20 protein-coding genes and 1 tRNA gene are annotated in these 22,502 nt (G+C 67.0%); 9 read left to right on the top strand and 12 right to left on the bottom strand.

What is annotated here, in order from left to right:
- Positions 1–4 precede the first annotated feature (4 nt).
- Complete coding sequence (locus tag VF631_RS13655) at positions 5–1,225, top strand: UbiH/UbiF/VisC/COQ6 family ubiquinone biosynthesis hydroxylase (RefSeq protein WP_431850866.1); 1,221 nt, start codon at positions 5–7, stop codon at positions 1,223–1,225.
- A 28-nt stretch (positions 1,226–1,253) separates the two neighbouring features.
- On the opposite strand, the gene VF631_RS13650 is transcribed toward VF631_RS13655, so the two are convergent.
- Genes VF631_RS13650 through VF631_RS13635 form a run of 4 tightly spaced genes read right to left on the bottom strand, consistent with a single transcriptional unit; the run spans position 1,254 to position 4,653 of the window.
- On the bottom strand, positions 1,254–2,924 hold the full coding sequence (locus tag VF631_RS13650; protein WP_431850865.1) for an FAD-dependent oxidoreductase: 1,671 nt from the start codon (positions 2,922–2,924) through the stop codon (positions 1,254–1,256).
- Complete coding sequence (locus tag VF631_RS13645) at positions 2,914–3,108, bottom strand: Trm112 family protein (protein ID WP_431850864.1); 195 nt, start codon at positions 3,106–3,108, stop codon at positions 2,914–2,916. The genes VF631_RS13650 and VF631_RS13645 overlap by 11 nt, the downstream gene beginning before the upstream one ends.
- A complete protein-coding gene (locus tag VF631_RS13640; protein ID WP_431850863.1) occupies positions 3,105–3,740 on the bottom strand; it encodes an LON peptidase substrate-binding domain-containing protein in 636 nt (211 codons plus the stop codon). The genes VF631_RS13645 and VF631_RS13640 overlap by 4 nt, the downstream gene beginning before the upstream one ends.
- A gap of 16 nt (positions 3,741–3,756) precedes the next feature.
- A complete protein-coding gene (locus tag VF631_RS13635) occupies positions 3,757–4,653 on the bottom strand; it encodes a tetratricopeptide repeat protein (RefSeq protein WP_431850862.1) in 897 nt (298 codons plus the stop codon).
- A gap of 165 nt (positions 4,654–4,818) precedes the next feature.
- On the opposite strand from VF631_RS13635, the gene VF631_RS13630 reads away from it, so the two are divergent.
- Positions 4,819–4,893, top strand: a tRNA-Gly gene (locus VF631_RS13630).
- Positions 4,894–5,034: 141 nt separating this feature from the next.
- Here the strand turns inward: VF631_RS13630 and VF631_RS13625 are convergent.
- The 3 genes from VF631_RS13625 to hemC are packed head-to-tail and all read right to left on the bottom strand — an operon-like array spanning position 5,035 to position 7,567.
- Complete coding sequence (locus VF631_RS13625; protein WP_431850861.1) at positions 5,035–5,946, bottom strand: hypothetical protein; 912 nt, start codon at positions 5,944–5,946, stop codon at positions 5,035–5,037.
- Complete coding sequence (locus VF631_RS13620; RefSeq protein ID WP_431850887.1) at positions 5,943–6,638, bottom strand: uroporphyrinogen-III synthase; 696 nt, start codon at positions 6,636–6,638, stop codon at positions 5,943–5,945. The genes VF631_RS13625 and VF631_RS13620 overlap by 4 nt, the downstream gene beginning before the upstream one ends.
- 2 nt (positions 6,639–6,640) lie before the next feature.
- Complete coding sequence (gene hemC, locus VF631_RS13615) at positions 6,641–7,567, bottom strand: hydroxymethylbilane synthase (RefSeq protein ID WP_431850860.1); 927 nt, start codon at positions 7,565–7,567, stop codon at positions 6,641–6,643.
- Between the two features lie 42 nt (positions 7,568–7,609).
- On the opposite strand from hemC, the gene tsaD reads away from it, so the two are divergent.
- Positions 7,610–8,644, top strand: coding sequence for a tRNA (adenosine(37)-N6)-threonylcarbamoyltransferase complex transferase subunit TsaD (gene tsaD, locus VF631_RS13610; RefSeq protein WP_431850859.1), 1,035 nt, complete (start codon positions 7,610–7,612; stop codon positions 8,642–8,644).
- Entirely contained in the window at positions 8,641–9,621 is a 981-nt protein-coding gene (locus VF631_RS13605; protein ID WP_431850858.1) for an NAD(P)H-dependent glycerol-3-phosphate dehydrogenase, read from the top strand. The genes tsaD and VF631_RS13605 overlap by 4 nt, the downstream gene beginning before the upstream one ends.
- Here the strand turns inward: VF631_RS13605 and VF631_RS13600 are convergent.
- The gene (locus VF631_RS13600) at positions 9,618–9,785 is read right to left on the bottom strand and encodes a DUF1674 domain-containing protein (protein WP_431850857.1); all 168 of its coding nucleotides are present in this window, start codon (positions 9,783–9,785) and stop codon (positions 9,618–9,620) included. The two genes, VF631_RS13605 and VF631_RS13600, sit on opposite strands and share 4 nt — an antisense overlap.
- 58 nt (positions 9,786–9,843) lie before the next feature.
- Between VF631_RS13600 and VF631_RS13595 the strand changes: the two genes are divergently transcribed.
- The 5 genes from VF631_RS13595 (at position 9,844) to VF631_RS13575 (ending at position 17,521) form a co-directional block, all read left to right on the top strand.
- Positions 9,844–11,103: an RsmB/NOP family class I SAM-dependent RNA methyltransferase gene (locus tag VF631_RS13595; protein ID WP_431850856.1), complete on the top strand. Its 1,260-nt coding sequence runs from the start codon at positions 9,844–9,846 to the stop codon at positions 11,101–11,103.
- A gap of 54 nt (positions 11,104–11,157) precedes the next feature.
- Positions 11,158–11,823 carry a ribulose-phosphate 3-epimerase gene (gene rpe / locus VF631_RS13590; protein ID WP_431850855.1) on the top strand — a complete coding sequence of 222 codons (666 nt, stop codon included), beginning with the start codon at positions 11,158–11,160 and terminating at the stop codon, positions 11,821–11,823.
- Entirely contained in the window at positions 11,820–13,559 is a 1,740-nt protein-coding gene (locus VF631_RS13585) for a heparinase II/III family protein (RefSeq protein ID WP_431850854.1), read from the top strand. The genes rpe and VF631_RS13585 overlap by 4 nt, the downstream gene beginning before the upstream one ends.
- Positions 13,560–13,690: 131 nt before the next feature.
- Complete coding sequence (purH, locus tag VF631_RS13580; protein ID WP_431850853.1) at positions 13,691–15,280, top strand: bifunctional phosphoribosylaminoimidazolecarboxamide formyltransferase/IMP cyclohydrolase; 1,590 nt, start codon at positions 13,691–13,693, stop codon at positions 15,278–15,280.
- A gap of 708 nt (positions 15,281–15,988) precedes the next feature.
- Entirely contained in the window at positions 15,989–17,521 is a 1,533-nt protein-coding gene (locus tag VF631_RS13575) for an FAD-dependent oxidoreductase (protein ID WP_431850852.1), read from the top strand.
- Here VF631_RS13575 and VF631_RS13570 read toward each other — a convergent pair.
- The 4 genes from VF631_RS13570 to polA are packed head-to-tail and all read right to left on the bottom strand — an operon-like array spanning position 17,478 to position 22,429.
- Positions 17,478–19,064 (bottom strand): lipopolysaccharide biosynthesis protein, encoded by a 1,587-nt coding sequence (locus VF631_RS13570; protein ID WP_431850851.1) that lies wholly within the window; start codon positions 19,062–19,064, stop codon positions 17,478–17,480. The genes VF631_RS13575 and VF631_RS13570 overlap by 44 nt on opposite strands.
- A complete protein-coding gene (locus tag VF631_RS13565) occupies positions 19,061–19,390 on the bottom strand; it encodes a type II toxin-antitoxin system PemK/MazF family toxin (protein WP_431850850.1) in 330 nt (109 codons plus the stop codon). The genes VF631_RS13570 and VF631_RS13565 overlap by 4 nt, the downstream gene beginning before the upstream one ends.
- Positions 19,391–19,624, bottom strand: coding sequence for an antitoxin MazE-like protein (locus VF631_RS13560; RefSeq protein ID WP_431850849.1), 234 nt, complete (start codon positions 19,622–19,624; stop codon positions 19,391–19,393).
- 36 nt (positions 19,625–19,660) lie between these two features.
- Complete coding sequence (gene polA, locus VF631_RS13555) at positions 19,661–22,429, bottom strand: DNA polymerase I (protein ID WP_431850848.1); 2,769 nt, start codon at positions 22,427–22,429, stop codon at positions 19,661–19,663.
- Positions 22,430–22,502: the final 73 nt, after the last annotated feature.

Here is a 22,502-nt window from a genome sequence, read left to right as displayed (position 1 = left end):
GAAAATGGAACGGGCTGACGTGATCATCCTCGGCGGGGGTCTTGTGGGCCTCACTCTGGCGGTCGCGCTGGACCGGCATGGCCTGTCCAGCATTGTCGTAGACCCCGCCGATCCTGAAAAAGTCGCGGCTCCGCAATATGATGGACGCGCCACTGCGGTGGCCAGCGCATCGTGGCGGATGCTGGAGGCGATCGGGGTCGCCGAGCGGCTGGGGGGCCAGGGTTGCCCGATCGGATCGATCCGGGTCAGCGATGGTCTGGGCCCCGGCGGGGCCCGGTTCGATGCAGGGCCTGGCGAGGCGAGCGTCGAAGACCCGCTCGGCATCATGTTCGAAAACCGCCACCTGCGACGCGCACTGCGGGAGACGGCGCAGGCCGCGGAGAATGTCACCCTTCTCATGCCTGCCCGCGCAGCGGAAGTGGTCCGGGACGCAAGTGGGGTGCGGGTTGCACTTGAGGACAGCCGCCTGCTCACGGCGCCACTGCTGATCGGCGCGGAAGGGCGCAACTCGCCGACCCGCGAAGCCGCGCAGATCCCCCTGGCCCGGTGGAGCTACGATCATCAGGCGATCGTCGCCACGGTGGAGCATGAGCGGCACCACGGAAACGTGGCGTACGAGATCTTCTATCCGAGCGGCCCGTTCGCGATCCTGCCGATGCTGCCCGGAACGCGATCCGCGATCGTATGGTCGGTTCCGCAACGCGACGCCGCCGCAATCCTGGACCTGCCCGACCGCGCCCTCGCCGCGGAACTGCAGACGAGGATGGGCGGCTTCCTCGGCGCTGTTCGTTTGGCAGGACCCCGGGCGAGCTATCCGCTCGGCTTCCACCACGCGGCGACAGTTACGGGCGAGCGTCTCGTGCTGGCCGGCGACGCCGCGCATGGCATCCACCCGATCGCGGGCCAGGGCCTCAATCTCGGGTTTCGGGACGCCGCCGTGCTGACACAGGTGCTTGTCGAAGGTGCCCGCCTCGGCCTCGATCTCGGGGACGCACAGCTGCTGGCCCGCTACGAGCGCTGGCGCAGCCTCGACACCTTCCTGGTGGCCTTCGCGACTGACGGCCTCACGCGATTGTTCGGCATTCCCGGCCGCACTGCATCAGCAATCCGTCGGTTCGGGCTTGGCGCGGTTCAGCGCATCGCGCCGCTCAAGAGCCTGTTCATGCAGGAAGCGCGCGGCGAGAGCGGGGAGTTGCCGCTGCTGCTGCGGGGCATCACCGTCTAAGCTTCTCCCGGCAGAGAGAAGCCAAGCGTCACTGCACTTTCTCGATGTCGGCCAGGTAGGTGTGGACGGCCGACACGACCACGGATCCTTCGCCGACTCCCGACGCGACCCTTTTCGTTGATCCCGATCTGACATCGCCAACCGCGAAGATGCCCAGTCGCTCGGTTGCATAGGGGGAGGGCAGTGCCATTCCCTTTCCATCACGGCCCGTCACAACGAAGCCGCCCCGATCCAGCGGCACGCACCCGTCCAGCCAGTCGGTGTTGGGGATCGCCCCGATCATCACGAAGATATTGCCGATCGTCCGAGTCTCGCTGTCACCACTCGCGCGGTTGGTCCAGGTCACGCGCTGCAGCGTCCGCTCGCCTTCAAGCGCGGTAATCTCCGTATGAGAGTGTAAGGTGATTTTTGGAGACGCCTCGATTCGCTGGATCAGGTAGTCTGACATGGTCGCCGCCAGGCCTTCGCCGCGCACCATCATGTGAACATGTCGCGCCTGCCGCGACAGGAAGACCGCCGCCTGCCCAGCCGAATTGCCGCCGCCGACGACGATAACCTCCTCGTTCGCGCAGAGATTCCCCTCGATCCAGGTTGCCGCATAGTGGATCCCCTGGCCCTCGAACCTGTCGTAGTTGGGCAGGTCGAGCTTGCGGTAACGCGCGCCCGTCGCGATGATGATCGATCGGGTGGAGATGCGCTGGCCGTCCTCCATTTCGACGCAGAACGGACTTCGATCGCAATCGATTGATGCGGCTCTGCGGGATATGGCGAGCCGAGCGCCGAATTTCTGGGCCTGCACCTGGGCGCGTCCCGCCAGAGCCTGGCCCGAGATGCCGGTCGGGAAGCCGAGATAATTCTCGATTTTGGAACTGGTGCCCGCCTGGCCACCGGGCGCGAGCGGCTCGATCACGATTGTGTCGAGCCCCTCCGACGCCCCGTAGACCGCGGCGGCGAGCCCTGCCGGCCCGGCGCCGACCACCGTCAGATCGTAGACATGGTCCGGGTCGAAGCTCTCGGTGAGGCCGATCGCATCGGCCAGTGCCGGCGTGGTGGGATTGCGCAGGAACGCCTTGTCGGGAAGGACCACCACCGGAAGCTCTTCCGGTTGGACCTTGAGGCAGGTGATCATGCCGCCGGCATCGGGATCCTGGTCGGTGTCGAGCATGCGGTGCGGGTAGCCGTTGCGCGACAGGAAGCGCTGGATGCGCAGCGTGTCGCCCGAATGGGACGAGCCGATCAGGACCACCCCGCCCTGGGCATAGCGCATCAGCCCAACGCGCCGCAGAATGAAAGCACGCATGATGATCTCGCCGATGTCCGGCTCGGCCTCGATCATCCGCGGGAAAGTGGCGCGCGGCACCCGGATGATGCGGCTGTCCTCCCCCGTGCGCCCGCTGACCAGGATCTCGCGGTTGTTGAACAGGTCGAGTTCGCCGGTGAACTGTCGGTCGCGATGAACGTGGATCACCTTTTCGGCCCCGGTGGTGCCCGCGTCCGTGATCTCGACGGATCCTTCGACCACGACGTAGAAATCGACGCTGCGGTCACCGCGCGTGAACAGCGATGTGCCGGCGGGGAAGCTCTCGACCGAGCCGAAGGCGGAAACCCGGTCGACGTGCTCCCCACTCAGCTTGGGAAACGTCTGCGCCTCGCGATTATATGGATCGGTCGGATCGAAACCGTCGTCCTCATCGGCCATGTTCCGTCTCCTCCGCGCCCAGCCGGCGTGCTTGATCGACCAGCATCACCGGCACGCCGTCCCGAACCGGATAGGCCAGCGCTGCGGCGTCGGACACGAGTTCCTGTCGCTCCTCGTCATATCGCAAAGGCGTTCGCGTCACCGGGCAGACCAGCTTGGATAGAAGGGCCGGATCAAGGCTCATTGCAAAGTGCCCGGCCCATCGGCGCCGCCCGGAAGCATGCGCTGGAACTGCATGAACTGGACCAGCAGGTCGGCCCGCCCGGCAATGTCCGCGACCTCTAGCAGCGCCTGCTTGGAGCCGGCGTCCAGCGGCGCGATCTGGGCGATACCGTTGACCAGCATCTCATCGTCGAGCCTGGCGACCGCCTCCCAATCCACGCCATAGCCGAGCGCATCGGCATAACGTCGCGCTTCGCGCTCCAGCTCAGCCCGCTGCGCAATTCCAAGCGGGTCGGGCTCAGCATCGTCGTCGAAGCCGGATCGATCCGCATCGACCTGGCGATAGGAAGTCGAGACCTGAATCTCCTCGATCAGGCGAAAGCGGCTGACGCCCGCCAGCACGATATTGAAGCGGCCATCCTCCAGCTCTTCCGAGGCGATGATCCGGCCGATGCAGCCGACTTCGAAAAGCCGCGGCACTGTTGTCTCGTCCTTGGGCTGGATCATTGCGATCAGGCGGTCGCTGGCGAGCGCGTCGCGCACCATCGCTCGATAGCGTTGTTCGAAGATGTGCAGCGGCAATTGCGCGCGCGGAAAGAGCAAAGCCCCGGCGAGCGGGAAGATCGGCACCCGGATCGGGACCGCGCGCCCCATCAGGAGAGCTTAGCCATCAGGTGAAGAGGATCGCGGACAGTCGCCGGCGCTGCGCGGAGGCCCAGGGGTCCTCGAGCCCAATCGCCTCCATGAACTGGAGCAGCCGCTTGCGCGCGGCGCCCTCGTTCCAGTCGCGGTCACGCCGGATGCTCTCCAGCAGCGCGTCGGCCGCCCGGTCGCGATCCCCCGCTGCCATCAGTGCGCCAGCCAGTTCGTACCTGGCTTCATGATCATCGGGGTCGTGCGCGATCCGCTGCTCATATCGCGCCGTATCCGCACTGGCCGGCGCGATCTCGGCAATCGCGAGCGCCGATCTGGCCTGGGTGATGGCGGAATCGGCGGACAGCTTTTCCGGAACGCTCCCCAGCAGCTCGCGGGCCTCCTCGGCCTTGCCCGCCGCGATCAGCGCGCGGGCAAGGCCGGCGATGATTGCCGGGTTGTCGGGCGCCATGTCGAGTATCTGCTCGAAGATATTGACCGCCCTTGGCGCATCTCCGCCGGCCAGCACTTCTTCGCCCATCGCGATTAGCGGCTCGATCTCCGCCTCGCGCTGTTGCTCTTCGCCTTGGACCGGCAGTTGCCCCAGGATCTGGTCGAGCGCTCGGACAAGCTGCCCTTCGGTGCGCGCGGGAGTGAGATCCGCCACCAGAGTGCCCTGGAAAACCGCGTATACGGTTGGAATCGACTGCACCCTGAACTGGGCGGCGATCATCTTGTTCTTGTCGACGTCGACCTTGACCAGCTTGACGCCCTTGGCCGCGTAATCCGCCGCCACTTTCTCCAGGACGGGGCCAAGCTGCTTGCACGGCCCGCACCATTCGGCCCAGAAATCCACGATCACGAGCGACGTCATCGAAGGCTCGATCACGTCGCGCTTGAACTGATCCAGCGCGTCGCGCTCGACGGCGCTCATTCCCAAAGTGGCCACTGTTTCCACGCTCCGCAGCTTCGACTTCGCTGCCTATGTGGGAAGAGCGCCCGGTCTGCCAAGAGCCGCGGATGGGGCTTGCGGGCCCTGGGAGCCCATGCTAACCGCCCGCCACCTTGATCGCCCGCCCAGCGCGGCGCGGTCCGCCGAGCGGGCGTAGCTCAGGGGTAGAGCACAACCTTGCCAAGGTTGGGGTCGAGGGTTCGAATCCCTTCGCCCGCTCCAGTTTTACCAGTAGGTCAGCTGGTCAGTCACCGGCACCTCGCCTGGGCGTTGCCAGGTACAACGCCGCGCAGTCTCCCGGTTACGAGGTCACTCGATGCGTGGTGCCCGCCGAGCTCGGTCGCTCCTGCGCGCTGCTCAAATTCAGGCGGAGGGTTGCCTCGGTGCTGCCGACAGGCGCGCTTGTCCGGCGGCGGCGGGCTGGGGCGGATTGAGCGGATCGAGCAGGGCGGCGGTTTCGATCGTATCGAGGGCGCGGCGAGCCGAAACATAGCGGCGCGCCTTGCCGATCCATTCACTGGCCGATTGCTGGCCCGGCATCCGCAGCACCTCGGCAAGCGCGACATCCACCTGGCCCGCGTCAAGTCGTCGCCTCGCGCGCTCCAGCCGCTCGCTGGGCAGGGTGGACGGAGCACCGGCGCGCCGGACGATCACCAGCCCGGCCAGCTCGTGCTTCAGCGCAGCCCACCAATCCTGGTCCGGGCCCCCGCCAACCAGCTCCGGGCCGGCTTCCTTGAGTCCCGCTTGCAGTTCCTCCAGCGTGACAGGCTGGCGCGCGGCGGTGATGATGGTCGCAACCGCGGGCCGCTGCGTGTCGCCGAAGCGCTGGCTGAGCAGCCCTTCAATATAGCCAAGGCCGACGCCGCGATCGAGCGCGCGCCGCGCGGCGAACGCCACCAACAAGCCCTCCGCGCGATCTGCATTTCCGGCAGCTGAGCTTGATTGCTGGGCGATCTCGGTAAGGCGCTGCTCCAGCCGGTTGACCCGCCGCGTCGTCTCCGGATCGATCACCAGCCGTTGCGTGGGGCCGGAAGGCATCTCCGCGGTCGCGGGCGCCGGCGCGGGAGCCGCGGGAAGGCGCAACACGGCCGCCGGCTGTTGCACGACCGGGGGCGGAGCGATGCCCAGATAAGCGGCCGCCGCATCCCACTGCGACAGCAGCCAGCCCATCGCGGCGAGACCGGCGAGGAACGCCAACAGTGGCAGCAAAAAGGTGACGAGCACTGGCCGCTTGCGCCGGATCGCCCCGTCCGTGTTCACATGATCAACGCTCATTCGTGATAGTCCGCACCGCCGATCGGATCAGTCTGGCACAGCTTGGCCGCAAGCTCCAGCAATGCCTCGTCGCGCGGGGAAGCCGCCGCCGAGGCGCTTCGCCAGCCCGCGCCGAGCGCCTGCGCGGCGGCAGGGCTGATCGCGGCGACCGAGAAAGCCGCGCGCACGAGACCAGCCCTGTCGAAAAGCTCCGCGAAAACCCGGGCGGCTCGTGGCGAGTGGATCAAGGGCAGCGCACCTGCCGCGAGCGCCTGAAGCGTGTCGGGGGCGAACTCCGCGATTGGTTCGGCAGCATAAACGATGCGGCGATCCAGTCGGATGAACGGGTGGGTGAGCGGGAGGTGATCGCGCCCACAGAGGTGCAGCGCGGTGCGGATGCCGTCGGTCGCCATCATCTCGAGCAGGGCCACGCCATCGCGTGCGCCTACCCTCAACCGGTCGAGCCCCGCTTCGCGAGCAGCGGAGGCGGTCGCCTCACCAACACAGTAGCAGGGCAGAGCACCGTAAAGCTGCAGCGGCGGGCCGGCATAGGTTGGAGCATTCCCGCTCGTCAGAAGCAGCGCATCGAAGCTCGACGGGTCGGGCGCGGTCCATTCGACCGGTCGCACCTGGAACAAAGGAGTGGCGATCGCCTCCAGCCCGAGCGCTCGGGCCCGGCCAGCCGTCGCGCTGGCGCCGGGCTCCGGCCGCAGGATCAGCAGGACGATGCTTCTCCGTCGAACAGCGCGCGCAGGGCAGGGGACGCCTGCTTCAGCAGATGACGCGCGAGCGAGAGCGGCGCCTCCCGGTTTTCCGCAGAGAAACCGATTTCAGCTGCTTCGAATTCGCTGCCGTCATTGGTCAGAATCTCCGCCCTCAGCAGGATCGCCTCCCCGTCCAGCGTGGCCAGGCCGGCGACGGGAGAGCGGCAGCCGCCACCCAAGCCTTCGAGCAGACGCCGCTCGGCTGCGACACAGATGTGAGTGGGCCGATCGTCAATTGCCCTCACCAGCTTGCGAACGCGCGTGTTGGCAGCCGCCACCTCGATCCCGATCGCGCCCTGCGCCGGCGCCGGGAGCATGTCGTCGATGACCGTTCCGACGCTGCCTTGGCCGAGCCGTTCCAGTCCGGCGGCGGCCAGCAGGGTCGCGTCCGCCTCGCCCATCTCGACCCGGCGCAGGCGTGTCGCGACATTGCCCCGGATGGAAACGATGTTGAGGTCGGGCCGGCGGGACAGCAGCTGCGCGGTGCGCCGTGGTGACGAGGTGCCCACCCGGGCCCAATGGGGCAGCGCGTCGATGCTCTCCGCCCCGATCAGTCGGTCGCGCACGTCAGCGCGCGGCAGCATCGCCTCGATCACCAGTTCCTCCGGCCGGATCGTCTCGACGTCCTTCATCGAGTGGACCGACAAGTCCGTGCGGCCCTCGGCCAGCGCGCGGTCCAGCTCCTTGGTCCAGAGCCCTTTGCCGCCGACCTCGGCCAAGGGCCGATCCTGAATGACGTCACCGGTCGTGGTGATCGGCACGATCTCGATCCATTCGGGCCCCCAGCCGTGGGCGTTGCGGAGCGCCTCCGCGACCATGCGCGCTTGCTTCAAGGCCAGTGGAGAGGCGCGAGTGCCGATGCGGACGGGGTTGATCATGCGGCGCTTGCCCTACCGGCAAGCGTCGATAGAGGAAAGGCGGTGAGCCTGATCCTCGGCATCGAATCCAGCTGCGACGAGACCGCGGCGGCACTGGTCACCTCCGACCGGGAGGTGCTTGCCCATCGATTGGCGGGGCAGGAGGCGGCGCATCGGCCGTTTGGAGGCGTGGTACCGGAGATCGCCGCGCGGGCTCATGTCGAGATACTGCCGGAGCTGATCAAAGGCGCGCTGGCGGACGCCGGAGTCGGCCTCGATCAGGTCGACGCGATCGCCGCAACGGCCGGCCCAGGCCTGATCGGTGGCGTCATGGTGGGCCTTGTCACGGCGAAGGGATTGGCGCTGGCCGCGGGCAAGCCGCTGATCGCGCTCAATCATCTGGAAGGTCACGCGCTCTCGCCGATGCTGAGCCAGCCGGATCTTCGATTTCCCTATCTGCTGCTGCTTGTATCCGGAGGCCATTGCCAGTTGCTGTTCGTGGAAGGCGTGGGCCGATACCGGCGCCTCGCCACCACGATCGACGATGCGGCGGGGGAAGCGTTCGACAAGACCGCAAAGCTGCTCGGTCTTGGCTTCCCCGGCGGGCCTGCCGTCGAGCGAGCCGCCGTGTCCGGCGATGCCCGAGCGGTGCCGCTGCCGCGGCCGCTGATCCGCTCGGCGGAGCCGCATTTCTCTTTCGCCGGGCTCAAGGGCGCCGTCCTGCGGGCGCGCGATTCCGGCCAGTACGCCGCGAACGACATCGCCGCCTCGTTTCAGCAAGCGGTGGTGGACTGCCTGGTTGATCGAACGGAGCGCGCGCTTGCCAAAGCGCAAGGCGCGACGGCTCTGGTCGTAGCCGGCGGCGTCGCGGCCAACGGCGCGGTGCGCTCCGCCCTGACCCGGCTTGCGGCGTCCAGCGATCTTCCCTTCGTCGCGCCGCCGCTCTGGCTGTGCACGGACAATGCCGCGATGATCGCCTGGGCGGGCGCGTTGCGCTTCGAAGTCGGGCTGGTCGATGAACTCGATGCGCCCGCCCGTGCCCGCTGGCCGCTGGATCCTGACGCCGAGCGGGCGCGCGGCGCCGGCGTCAAGGCATGAAGGTCGGCGTGATCGGGGGCGGCGCCTGGGGCACGGCGCTTGCCCAAGTGGCCGCGGCGGGGGGCGAACCGGTTCTGCTCTGGGCGCGCGAGCCGGAGGTCGTCGCCGACATCAACGAGCACGGCGAGAACCGGACCTTTCTCCCGGGCTTGAGGCTGACCACCCAAGTCCGTGCAACCGGCGACCTGGCCGAGCTCGCCACCTGCGATGCGCTTCTCGCCGTCACCCCTGCCCAGCATCTCCGCGCCACCCTGGCTGCCCTCCCGCAAATCCAGACACCTGTGATCCTGTGCGCGAAAGGCATGGAGGAGGCTTCCACGAAGCTGATGCACGAGGTTGCTGTCGAGGAGCAGCCGCGCGCGCCGATCGCAGTGCTGTCCGGCCCCACCTTCGCCCACGAGGTGGCGGCGGGCATGCCCGCCGCCGTCACTCTTGCGGTCCAGGACATCGCAATCGGGGAGCGACTTCGCGCGCGGCTGGCCCGACCCGCCTTCCGCCCCTATCTTTCAAACGACGTCGTCGGCGCGGAGATCGGCGGTGCGGTCAAGAACGTGCTCGCCATCGCTTGCGGCGTGGTGGAGGGACGCGGCCTCGGCCAGAACGCGCGTGCCGCCCTCATCTCCCGCGGCTTCGCGGAGATGACCCGTTTTGGCCTGGCCCGCGGCGCGCGCGCGGAGACCCTGGCGGGCTTGTCGGGGCTGGGCGATCTCGTCCTCACCTGCTCGTCCACCAGCTCGCGCAATTTCAGTCTCGGCGTGGGCTTGGGCCAAGGCCGCTCCGCCAGCGAACTCCTGGCCGATCGCCGCACGGTGGCGGAAGGCGCTCATACGGCTCCTGTGCTGCGCCGCGCCGCAAGAGAGGCAGGCGTCGACATGCCGATCGTCGAGGCGGTGAGCGATCTCCTCGATGGTGGGTCCGCAGTCGATGAGATCGTGGAACGCCTGCTGGCGCGTCCGCTTCGGGCGGAAGGCCTTTAGAAGTCCCAGGCGATGCCGTTATTCTCCCAGTCGCCGTAACGGGTCGGCTCCTGGCCCTTTGGACCGCCATGCTCGTCGGTCTCGCGGGCTGGGCCGGGCTCCGGCACCGGCGGACTCTTGGACAAGTTGGCGGGTGGCTTGAGTTGGGCTGGACGTTCGGCCACTTCTTTCCCTCCTAATCGCTTGCCGCATCATCTCGGAAGCCCGAAGGGCTGGCGCAAGATGAAGATCCAGGAACCAGCGGGCACCGGCTCTCGCCGCGCCGCCCTGCGACTGCTCGATGCGGTGCTGCGCAAAGGCCTGCCGCTGGAGGCGGCGCTGGACACGGCGACGCGCGACCTGGAGCGGCCGGACGACAAGGCCTTCGCACATGCGATCACCGCAGAGACCCTGCGCCGCCTCGTCGATCTCGATGCCCTGATCGACAGCGCGACGGCCAAGCCGCTTCCGGATGATGCCAAGGCCCGCTCCGCGCTGCGCATCGCGCTGGTCCAGGCGCTCGCAATGTCGACGCCCCACCACGCCGCCATTTCGACGGTCCTTCCGTTGGTCGATGGCGGCCCGCGCAGGCTTGTCCACGGCGTGTTCAGCGCGCTGATGCGTCGGAACCCGACCCTCCCGGAAGTTCCAGCCCTTCCATCGGCAGTTGCCGAGCGATGGGAGGTCGCCTGGGGAAGCGCCGTGGTTCGGGAAGCGTCGCGCGCCATTGGCGTGCCCCCGCCGATCGACCTTGTCCTGGCACAGGATGAGGCGCCTGAGGCCCTGGAGGGCGTCAGCTTCATGCCCCGTCATCTGCGCCTTGCCCGGGGCACGGCGGTGGCCGGGCTTAGCGGCTACGGCAGCGGCGATTGGTGGGTGCAGGACATCGCAGCCTCAATTCCGGCGCGACTGTTTGGCGCGGGCGAGGGGCGCCGGGTGCTGGATTTGTGCGCGGCCCCGGGAGGCAAGACGATGCAGCTGGCCTCCGCCGGTTTTCAGGTGACCGCGATCGACGCCTCGGAAAGTCGTCTGGCGCGACTTCGCGAGAACCTGGAGCGCACGCGCCTCCACGCCGAAATCCGCACCGCCCACCTGATGAAATGGAGCCCACCGGAGAAGGTCGACGCGATCCTTCTCGACGCACCCTGCTCGGCGACCGGCATTTTCCGGCGACACCCGGACGTGCTCCACCGTGTTCGTCCCCGCGCCATCCGTGAACTGGCCGAGGGACAGAAAGCCATGCTGGCCCGCGCCGCCGGCTGGCTGAAGCCCGGCGGAACCCTGGTCTATTCCGTGTGCTCGCTCGAACCCGAAGAAGGGGAGCAGGTGCTCTCGGCCGTCCTTGGCTCACGCGGGGATTATGCGCTCGATCCTGTCCGGCCCGAAGAACTGCCGCCCGGCATGCGCCCGAACAACGGGACCGTCCGCATCCTGCCCGGCACCTTTGCCGAGCAGGGCGGGGCCGATGGCTTCTTCATCGCCCGGTTGACAAGAATTAGCTGAAGCGAACTCGCCGGCTTCCTTGCCGCGCGACTCGCTGCCGGTTAACGTTCGCTCGTGCAGCAACCCGTCCGCATCGCCTCCTCGATCCTGTCCGCGGACTTCGCGCGGCTGGGCGAGGAAGTGCGCGCGATCGACGCGGCCGGTGCCGACTGGATCCACGTCGATGTCATGGACGGCCATTTCGTGCCCAACCTCACGATCGGACCGGCGGTGGTGAAGGCGCTGCGCCCGCACAGCTCGAAGCCGTTCGACGTCCACCTGATGATCGCGCCGGTCGATCCGTTCCTCGATGCGTTTGCCGAAGCGGGCGCGGATACGATCACGGTGCATCCGGAGGCCGGGCCGCACCTCCATCGAACCGTCCAGCGGATCAAGTCGCTCGGCAAGCGCGCCGGCGTTTCGCTCAATCCCGCCACGCCGGCCAAGATGCTCGATTACCTGCTGGAGGAGCTGGATCTGGTGCTCGTGATGAGCGTCAATCCCGGGTTTGGCGGGCAAAGCTTCATCGACAGCCAGTTGCGCAAGATCGAGGCGATCCGCAAGCAGATCGACAAGCTCGGAAAGCCGATCGACCTGGAGGTGGACGGCGGCATCGACCGGGAAACGGCGCGGCGCGCGGTCGATGCCGGCGCCGATGTGCTGGTCGCCGGCACCGCGACCTTCCGTGGGGGGCAGGGCGCTTACGCGGACAATATCAGGCGCTTGAGGGGGCAAGAATGAGCCTGTTGGAGAAGGTGCGGACCTATGATGGGCAGGAGATCGAGCCCGGCAAGCGGCTGATCCGGGCCGGCGACGTTCAGGGGATGTCGTTCGCTGAACGCTTGGCGAACCAGCTTCACCGCCTCGCCTGGCGCGCGCCGTTCCAGGGCATGCGCCTGCGTGGCCGGTGTCCACTGAAGCTGCTCGCGGTTCCGAAGGACCCGATCGCGGGGGAAAAGGCGGTCGGCGAAGCGCTGCTGTCCGGCGTCCTCCAGCATGGACGGGAAAGCTACCCGATCAAGGGGCTCGACTTCGCCGATCCCCGCTTCTCGCCCCAGCTGTCCGACTATCTGCAAAGTTTCGCCTGGCTGCGCGATCTCGCCGCGGCCGCCACTCGCGAGAAGGGCGCGCGGCTGGCCGAGCATCTCGTTCAGCGCTGGCTGGCACTCCACGCCGATCAGGTCACCGAACGAGCCTGGCGGGCCGATCTGTGGGGCAAGCGTGTGCTCTTCTGGGCCGCCTATGCGCCCTACATCCTGTCCCGCAAGGATCTCGTGCACCGCTCGGCCGTGTTGAACGCGCTCGCGCGGGGCGCGCGATATCTGGATCGCGGAGCGGACAAGGCGCCGCCGGGCCTGCCGCGCATCACCGCCTGGATTGGGGTCATCGCGTCCGCGCTCGTCATCCAGGGCGGCCCGGCGCGTCTGGGCAAGGGCGAGGCCGGTCTGTCCCGGGCGCTCGCCGCCGCTCTGCACGAAGATGGCGGGATCACCAGCCGGTCTCCGATGGAGCAGCTCGCGCTCGTCGAGCTGCTCGGCCAGCTTCGCGCCGCCTACATCGCCGGCCGGCAGGAAATGCCTGGCGAATTCGGCGAGGCCCTGGCCGGCTCGGTTGCCGCGCTGCTCGCCGCGACGCTCGGGGACGAGGCTCTGTCGAGCTGGCAAGGCGGCAATATGCTGAGCCGCCGCCGCGTCGCCGCTGCCGTGGAAGGCTCGGGCGTGACTGCCCGCCCGCTTCGCCAGGCGCGGGGCTGGGGTTATCAACGCATGGCGGCCAAGCACAGCGTGATGGTGTTCGACGCCGCCCCACCGCCGCCGGCCCGTGCCCTGAAAGGGGGCTGCGCGTCGACGCTCGCCTTCGAACTCAGCGACGGCATGCACCGACTGGTGGTCAACTGCGGCGGCGCTGGCATTGACACCACCGCGCTTTCACACGGGCTCAACCAGGCATTGCGCAACACGGCCGCCCACTCGACCCTCACGCTCGGCGACCGCAACTCGACCGCAATCCTGGAAGACGGCAGCCTCGGCAAAGGCGTGAGCCAGGTCGAGCTCGCCCGAGACGAGGCCGGCGGCGTAGTCACAGTCGAAGCGAGCCATGACGGCTATTGCAAGCGTTTCGCCCTCACTCACCAGCGGCGCCTTACCTTGTCCGCCAACGGTCTGGAGCTTGAAGGCGAGGACGTCTTGCTCGCCGCAGGCCGCAAGCGTCGCGGCAACCCAGTCCCGTTCGCAGTCCGCTTCCACCTTGCTCCCGGCGTAGAAGTGACCAGCACCGCCGACGGCCAGGGCGCCCTGCTCCGCGTCAAGGGCGGCAATGTCTGGCAATTCCGCTGCCGCGGCGGCCAGCTTGCCATCGACGAGAGCCTCTGGATCGACGGCTCAGCCCGTCAACATCCGAGCACTCAGCTCGTCATCACCGGCGAGACCCCGCCCGACGGCATGACGATCGGCTGGCACTTCAAGCGGGCGGCGTGATGTGCCCGCCACCCTGAACTCTCGTTTCAAGGTCCATTTTTCTCACCCGCATCGCCGTCACCAAGATGGATGCTGAAACAAGTTCAGCATGACGGTAGAGGGGGAGGCGAACGCCCCACCGGGACTGCCTCATGTCTGACGTAAAGATCACCCGCGCCTTGCTGTCCGTCTCCGACAAAGCCGGGCTGACCGAACTCGGCCACGCGCTCGCCCGGCACGGAGTCGAGCTCGTCTCGACCGGAGGCACAGCCAAGGCCCTGCGCGAGGCCGGGTTGCAGGTCCGCGACGTCTCGGACCTGACCGGCTTTCCCGAGATGATGGACGGGCGCGTCAAGACGCTCCATCCCAAGGTGCATGGCGGCTTGCTCGGCGCGCGCGACAATCCGGATCATGTTGCAACCATGGCCGAGCACAGCATCGGACTTATCGATCTCGTCGTCGTCAATCTCTACCCGTTCGCGCAGACCGTTGCGCGCGGGGCGGAGCGGCGCGAGATCATCGAGAATATCGATATCGGCGGCCCCTCGATGGTCCGCTCGGCGGCCAAGAACCACCAGTTCGTGACGATCGTCACCGATCCCGCCGATTACCCGGAGCTGATCGCGGCGCTCGACGAAGCGGGCGGATCGACCCCGCTCGGCCTTCGCAAGCGTCTCGCCGCCAAGGCCTTTGCCGCCACCGCTACCTATGACGCCACCATCGCCTCCTGGTTCGCCTTCGCCGACCAGCAGCAACTCTTCCCCGCCACGCTGCCGATGGTCCTGCAAGCGCCTACCGTGCTTCGCTACGGCGAGAACCCGCACCAGCAGGCCGCCCTCTACGGCCATGCCGGGCCCACCGCGCGCGGCATTGCCCAGGCGCGGCAGGTTCAGGGCAAGGAGCTCAGCTACAACAATTACAACGACGCCGACGCCGCGCTGGAGCTCGTCTCCGAGTTCCGCGACGGCGATCCGGCCTGCGTGATCGTCAAGCACGCCAATCCCTGCGGCGTCGCCGTCGCGGGCACCTTGCTCGAGGCCTATCGTTCAGCGCTCGAGTGCGACCCGGTCTCCGCATTCGGCGGGATCGTCGCGGTCAACCGGCCCCTCACCGCCGCCGACGCGGAGGCGATTACCACCATCTTCACGGAGGTCGTGATCGCCCCGGACGCGGACGAAGCGGCGCTCCGTCTGTTCGCGGCCAAGAAGAACCTGCGCCTGCTCCTCACGGGCGATCTGCCCGATCCGGCGCGCGGCGGCTTCACGCTCAAGACGATCGCCGGCGGCTGGCTCGTGCAGACCCGTGACAACAGACGGGTCGGGCCGGATGCGCTCAAGGTCGTGTCCAGGCGCGCCCCGACAGATCAGGAGCTGGCCGACTGCCTGTTCGCCTGGACCGTCGCCAAGCACGTCAAGTCGAATGCCATCGTCTACGCCAAGGGCGGCGCTACCGTCGGCATCGGCGCCGGCCAGATGAACCGCCTCGAATCCGCCCGCATCGCCGGCTGGAAGGCGCGCGACGCCGCCGGGAAAGCCGGGTGGCCCGAGCCCCGCACGATCGGCTCCGCGGTCGCCTCCGACGCCTTCTTCCCCTTCGCCGACGGCCTCCTCGCCGCAGTCGAAGCGGGAGCCACCGCAGTGATCCAACCCGGCGGCTCGATCCGCGACGACGAGGTCATCGCCGCGGCGGACGAGGCGGGGCTGGCGATGCTGTTCACGGGGGTGAGACATTTTCGGCATTAAGCCAAACCGAGAACGCGTGCTCATACGCGACAGTCAACGATGCCCCCTGTATCGAGTCCGGATCCAAGCCATGACAGGCATCGAAAATCATCGATCGCTATGACCGAATCAAAGCGACCAAAAGCTGCTCCTTTCCACGCCAGCGCACTTCGTGGGCGAGTATGACACGCCCAATCTCCTGATAACCCTTGCTTGGCCGCCGCTTTTTACTGGCCGACCACGGTGGTCTCGGGGCGATTTGGCCCAGCTGAACGTTTCTTCATGTCGTCATCGTCTGTGCCGCCATCGTCGCAAGGCCTGCAAATACCCTCTGTCCTACAGCGCCGGTCATCCAGCATGGACTTAGCCATGAGCGATTCGCCCCACCCCTCCACCGCCGGGCTTCGCGAATTCGTGGTCTTTCACCCCGTCCGACCCGTGCCGGTCAATAGCGCGTTTTGTCGATCGGCGGTGCGTTCTCTGCAATGCCGCGCGCTCGGCCGGGCGGTCGATGCCGCTGGATCGGCTCGGAGCCGAAGACAAGCTCGCAGGCCGGAGATTTTCTGCTCCAGGGAGGCTGAACTTTATGAACCTTCCGAACCTTTCGGCCAGCCAGGGTCCTGATGCGAAGGCTTCATCGAGTTCGGACGGGTTAGTCCTTCATGCCGGAACTCATTTCGCGGACGGCCCGTTGGCGGCTCGGTGGGTTCAGGCAGCGGAGGTGAAGCAATGAACGTCGGCGACGAGCGCAGTGTCAGCTGCTGGATGGACATCACCCCTGTCATCGACGCGCCGCCGCTCACAGCCAACGCCGAATGCGATGTGGTGGTCATCGGCTCGGGCATCGCCGGCCTGTCCACCGCGTACGAGTTGGCCCGGTTCGGACGCTCGGTGATCGTGATCGATCGCGGCGGCATCGGTAACGGCATGACCGCTCGCACCACCGCCCACCTCGCGACCCAGCTGGACGATTTCTACTCAGAGCTGATCAAGGTCCGCGGCGAGGACGAGGCTCGCATCTACCACGACAGCCAGGTCGCGGCCGTGAACCGGATCGAGGCGATCTGCCGCGACGAGGACATCGACGCCGATTTCCAGCGGCTCGATGGTTATCTGTTCGCGCCCGCGGACAAGCCGCAAGGCGAACTCGACGAGGAATATGAGGCATGCCGCAAGATCGGCGTTGACGTCGAATGGGTCGATCGCGCGCCTGTTCCCGGCGTCGACACCGGCCGCGCGCTGCGCTTCCCCTATCAGGGCCGGTTCCACCCGACCAAATATCTGCGCGGGCTCGCCAAGGCCATCCTGGCGCGCGGCGGGCGCATTTATGCGAACACTGCCCATGTCGGGGACGAGGAAAAGGACGGCGGCGTCGAAATCACCACCGAAGCTGGCCCGGTGATCCGCGCCCAGGCCGCGGTGTTCGCGACCAATTCGCCGACCAACAACAAGGTCGCGATTCACCCCAAGCAGACTCCGGACCGCACCTATGTCGTCGCCGGCCCGGTGCCGAAAGGCTCGGTACCCGACGCGCTCGTCTGGGACACGTACGAGGCGTATCACTATGTCCGCATCCAGCCGCTCAGCGAGACGGAGGATTTGATCATCGTCGGCGGCGGCGATCACAAATCCGGCGAGGCCCACGACATGGACCAGCGGCTGGACGATCTCGAAAACTGGACGCGCGAGCATTATCCCAGCTTCACCCGCGCCGATTATCGCTGGTCGGGGATGGTGATGGAGCCGATGGACTTCATGCCCTTCTCCGGCCGCAACCCGGGCAATACCAATATTTACATCCACACGGGCGATTCAGGCCAGGGCATCACCAACGGAGTGGCCGGGAGCCTCACCATCATGCCGCTGATCATCGGCGAGGACAGCCGCTTCGCGCCCGTGCTGGATCCGGGTCGCAAATCCTTCAACTCGACCTCGTCGATCGGCGAGTTCATCCGCGAGCAGGCGGGCGCGGTGAAGAACTTCGCGGAATATATCGGGCCCGGCGACCTCAAGTCGGAAGACGAGCTCCAGCCCGGTCAAGGCGCCCTCATTCGTCATGGCCTGAAGCAGGTCGCCACCTTCAAGGCCGAGGACGGCACGGTGATCCGCCGTTCTCCGGTCTGCACGCACCTCGGCTGCATAGTGCACTGGAACGGCTTCGAGAAATGCTGGGATTGCCCGTGCCACGGCTCGCAATTCGCGCCCGACGGGCAGGTGCTCAACGGCCCGGCGGTGAAGCCCCTGGCGGAGGTGGAAGACTAGGCTCGGCCTTCCCCCGCTTGCCCATTCGGAAGAGGACGCGGTCTTCGTGCGTGAAGCCGCGCTTCCAGATGACCAGCCCGAAGGCAAGGAGGATCGCGGGAATGCCGGCTGCGAGTTCCAGCCACTCGAGCGTCTGCGGGAGCTGGGTGAAGCCGAAGCCGACGAGGATCGCGGCCGCGGCTGCCCAGACGATCGGCCAGCGCCAGCCCTGGACCGGCGCGCCGAGCAGCCGGCTGAGCAGCCGCGCCTTGAGGACGGAGGAAATGCCGAGCGCAACGATGAGCCCGATCGCCGGGCCGGCCGCTGCGAAGCTGTCCGGGAGGCGATCTGTCGCGAGATGGAGGCGCTCGACCAGCCAGGCCGGCAGCTGAACCGCTCGGATCCCGAGGATCAGCGCGACCGAGAGCGCCGCCTGAACGGAAATCGCGAGGAGCGAGATCATCAGGTTGCGGTGGCGGGCGACATAGACCAGCGCCGCCTCGGAAACGGCTGCGGTCGCCGCCACCGCCTCGGCCGCGAGCAGGAAAGCGAGCGCGCCGGTTCCGCCGACAAAATTGGGCCCGACCAGGCCCATCACAGCCTCGCCCGGTATTCCCAGCGCCAGCGCTACCCCGACCTGGGCGGCGATGATCCAGAACCCGACCTGCCGCACCTGCTTGGCGACCGCCGGCCGATCCTCCTCAGCCAGCTTCTGGGTGATGACCGGCCCCAGGATCGGATCGAAGCTGGTCTTGAGCTTCTGAGGCAGCGACGCGACCTGCTGGGCGACATAGTAGACGCCGACCACAGCGGGCGAGAAGAACAGCCCCAGGATTGCGATGTCGATTCGCCGCGAGGCCCATTCGATTGCGTCCGCCGCGGCAAGCGGCGTGTTGCGGCGGGCCAGCGCCCAAAGCTGCCCCGGCTGCGGCTTCCACCCGCTCGGCAGGCCATAGGCCTTGTAGAGCGGCCACAGCGACGCGGCGAGCGCCGCCACCATCGACAGCACATAAGCGATGATCAGCCCGTCGCGAGACGACAGGTAGGAGAGCAGGAATGCGGCGATGCTGATCGTCCACGGCTCGACGATCGCCCGCGCAGTCACCGTTGCCTTGACGTTATGCTGGTAGGCGAGCGCCGCCAGGGCGACGTCCGATCCGGCGATCGCGAACACGATCAGCGGCAGCAGCCACTCAAGACCCCGCACTGGACTGTTGGGGAACATCGCCTGCGGGAAAAGCAGCAGCAGCATGGTCGCCGCGCCGGAGGCAAGCAGAGCGACGAGCATTCCGTCCCAGACCACGCAAACATGCGGCTTGTCCGTCGAGGAGAGCTGTTGGGCAAGGCCCCGCTTGAGTCCCAGCGTCGCCAACTGCGCCGCAAATTCGACGATCAGCACCGCATAAGCGAAACGGCCGAGCGCCTCCGCCCCGTAGATACGTCCTGCGATGAACAGGAAGGGGAGGCGAGCCGCTAGACGCAGGAGAAACCCGAAGAAGTTCGTCCGCCCACCCTTCGCGAGCGCGGCAATGTCCTGATCGCCGGAGCTCGTTGCCCCGCTCACCGGGCCATTCCCAGGTAAGTCATGAGGGCGTCCTCAACAGCCCGCATCTGCCCATCGGAGACGCGGCCCACCCGTTTCCGCAACCCCGAACGGGGTGCCGCAGCGATTTTGTCGACCATCACGCGAGAGCTCTCGTTAAGGCCGTTTTCCGCGTCAGGTTCCAGCGGCGGCCGAATGAACGAGGTCGCAATCTGTTCGGTCGTGATCAGGCAAACTGCGATCGAATTTGTATCGGCATAGGAATCATCCTGGATGATCAGAACGGGCCGGGGCTTGCCGGCATAGGCACTCCCGCCGGCTGAGGTCCAGATTTCGCCGCGTCTCAATCAACGTTCCAAGTCGGACCAAACATCGTCGATGACCGAGTTGATGAAGGCCTGAGCCTCGGCGCTGTCCTCGCTCGCCGCGATCGCTCTAGCATCGGCGCTGGCTTGAGCGATGAACTCCGGCGACGCCACGTCAGGCAACCAGAATTGCTTCGGCCGCAAGCCGCGCGCCCGCAGTGCTGCTCGGCGTCTCGCAACGCGCTCGCGGCTGCTAATCCTTTCAGCCTTGTTCATGGCCGGCAGGTTACATGTAACGGAGCTCGCGTGCAATCAATGGGCCGCGCCCCAGTTCGTCCCGGTACCGATATCAACGCCGAGTGGGACGCTGAGCGTGACTGCCGGCCCGGCCGCATTCTCCATCACCCCCCGTATCACCGCGCCGGCGCGTTCCGCATCTGCTTCGGGGACTTCAAAGACGAGTTCGTCGTGGACCTGCATCAGCATGCGCGTGCTGCCCAGGGCCTCGCGCTCCAGCGCTGGGCACATGCGGGCCATGGCGCGCTTGATGATGTCGGCGCTGGTGCCCTGGATGGGCGCGTTGACCGCGGCGCGCTCGGCGCCCTGGCGCTCGTGCTGGACCTTGCTGCGGATGCCGGGGAAGTGGGTCTTGCGGCCGAACAGCGTCGTCGTGAAGCCGGTCTCGCGTACGCTGGTCAGGGTTGTGTGGATGTAGTCGCGGATGCCAGGGAAGCGGTCGAAATAGCGGTCGATCATTGATTGCGCTTCGTCCGCGGTGATCGAGAGGCGGCCGGCCAAGCCCCAGCGCGAGATGCCGTATAGGATCGCGAAGTTGATCGTCTTGGCGCTGGCGCGGGTGTCGCGGGTGACTTCGCCGAACAGCTCTTGCGCCGTCATGCTGTGAATGTCGGCGCCGTCGGCAAAGGCCTGCTTCAGCTGGGGCACGTCGGCCATGTGCGCGGCTAGGCGCAGCTCGATCTGGCTGTAGTCGGCAGCGAGCATCAGATAGCCGGGCTCGGCGACGAAGGCGTCGCGGATGCGGCGGCCGATCTCCGTCCGGATCGGGATGTTCTGCAGATTGGGGTCGGTCGAGGAGAGCCGGCCCGTCTGCGCGCCCGACAGGCTGTAGCAGGTGTGGACGCGGCCCGTTTCCGGATTGATCTGCTGCTGGAGCGCATCGGTGTATGTGTTCTTGAGCTTGGTCAGCTGACGCCAATCGAGCACCAGCCTCGCGATCGGCACCCCATCGCGCGACAGCCGCTCCAGCTCGTTGACGTCTGTCGACCACACGCCCGACTTGCCCTTGCGCCCGCCCTGCAGCTGGAGCTTGTCGAACAGGATCTCGCCAAGCTGCTTGGGGCTGCCGATCGTGAACTTCGCGCCGGCTTCGGCGCACACCTGCTCTTCAAGAGCAACGATCTGCTCGTTGAACTCGGCGGAAAGCCTGGCCAGCTCCTTGCGGTCGACCTTGACGCCCTCGCGCTCCATACGCGCGACCACGGGGATCAGCGGACGGTCGACCTGCTCGTAAACACGGGTGACCCGCTCGTGCGGCAGCCGCGCCTTGAACCGCTTCCACAGCCGCAAGGTGACGTCCGCATCCTCCGCCGCATATTCGGTCGCCCGCTCCAGCGTGATCTTGTCGAAGCAGACTTGCTTCGATCCCGATCCGCACACCTCCTTGAAGCTCAGGCACTGGTGATCGAGATGCTCCTTGGCGAGATCGTCGAGGCTGTGGCTGGAGAGCCCGCCGGCATTGAGGTCGAAGCTCATCACGAGCGTGTCGTCTATCGGCGCAACCTTGATCCCGCGACGATCCAGCACGACCCAGTCGAACTTGAGATTGTGGCCGATCTTCAGGACCGCCGGGTCCTCCAGCAGGGGCTTGAGCTTGCCCAGAACCAGCCCCGCCGCGAGCTGTTCCGGGCGCTCCGCGAGGAGATCGTCGCCGCCATGCTCGAGCGGGATGTAGCAGGCGCGGTTGCACTCTGTCGCCATGCTGATCCCGACCAGCTTGGCGCGGATCGGATCACGGGAGTCGGTTTCCGTGTCGATCGCGAAGCGGCCGAGCGAAACTGCTTCGGCAATCCAGCGGTCGAGCACGGCCTCATCCAGCACGGTCTCGTAAAGCGAGCGGTCGATCTTCGGCTCGGGCCGGACTTCACGCTGAACGGGCGTCTTAGCCGGATCGGTCGAGGGCGCCCGGACCTGGCTGGTGCCGTTGAGGCGAGCGAGCAAGGAGCGAAAGCCCTGGTCTTCCAGAAACTCCCGCAGCGGCCCGTCAGGAATCCCCTTCATCTCAAGCTGCCCGAGCGGCTGCGGCAGCGGAGAATCGCAGACCAGCTTGACCAACTCGCGCGACATCCGCGCTGCCTCGGCATGCTCGATTAGGTTCTGCTTGAGCTTGGGCTTGGTAATCTCGTCGGTGCGGGCGAGCAGGGTTTCGACATCGCCATATTGCTGGATAAGCTGCGCGGCGGTCTTGGGCCCAATCCCGGGCACGCCCGGTATGTTGTCGACGCTGTCGCCCATCAGCGCCAGCACTTCGCCCAGCTGCTCGGGCCCGACGCCAAACTTCTCGACCACATAGGCGCGGTCGATCCGACGGTCGTTCATCGTGTCGAGCATGTCGAGCCGGCCGTCGTCGATCAGCTGCATCAAATCCTTGTCGGAGCTGACGATCGTTACCTTCCAGCCCTCGGCCAGCGCGGCGTAGGAATAGCAGGCGATGATGTCGTCCGCTTCCAGCCCTTCTTCCTCGATGCACGGCAGCGAAAAGGCGCGGGTCGCATCGCGGATCAGCGGGAATTGCGGCACCAGGTCGGAGGGCGGCGGCGGCCGGTTCCCCTTGTACTCGCCATACATGTCGTCGCGGTGGGTCTTGCCGGCCGCATCGAAGATCACCGCGAGGTGGGTCGGCCCGTCCGCTTTGTGCAAGGACTCCGCCAGCTTCCAGAGCATGGTCGTGTAGCCATAAACGGCCCCGACGTTGAGCCCATGCCGGTTCGTAAGCGGCGGCAGGCGATGGTAGGCGCGGAAGATGTAGCTGGAGCCATCGACGAGGTAGAGATGGGAGGACATCGGCCGGTCCTAGCCTAACCCTCCCGGCTGTGGGAGTGGCTTCGGCCCTGTCAGCTTCGGTTCAAGCGCCCGA

Origin of the sequence: Allosphingosinicella sp. (assembly GCF_036387615.1) — a bacterium.
Classification (GTDB): Bacteria; Pseudomonadota; Alphaproteobacteria; order Sphingomonadales; family Sphingomonadaceae; genus Allosphingosinicella.
This window is presented reverse-complemented; position numbering and strand designations above follow the sequence as displayed.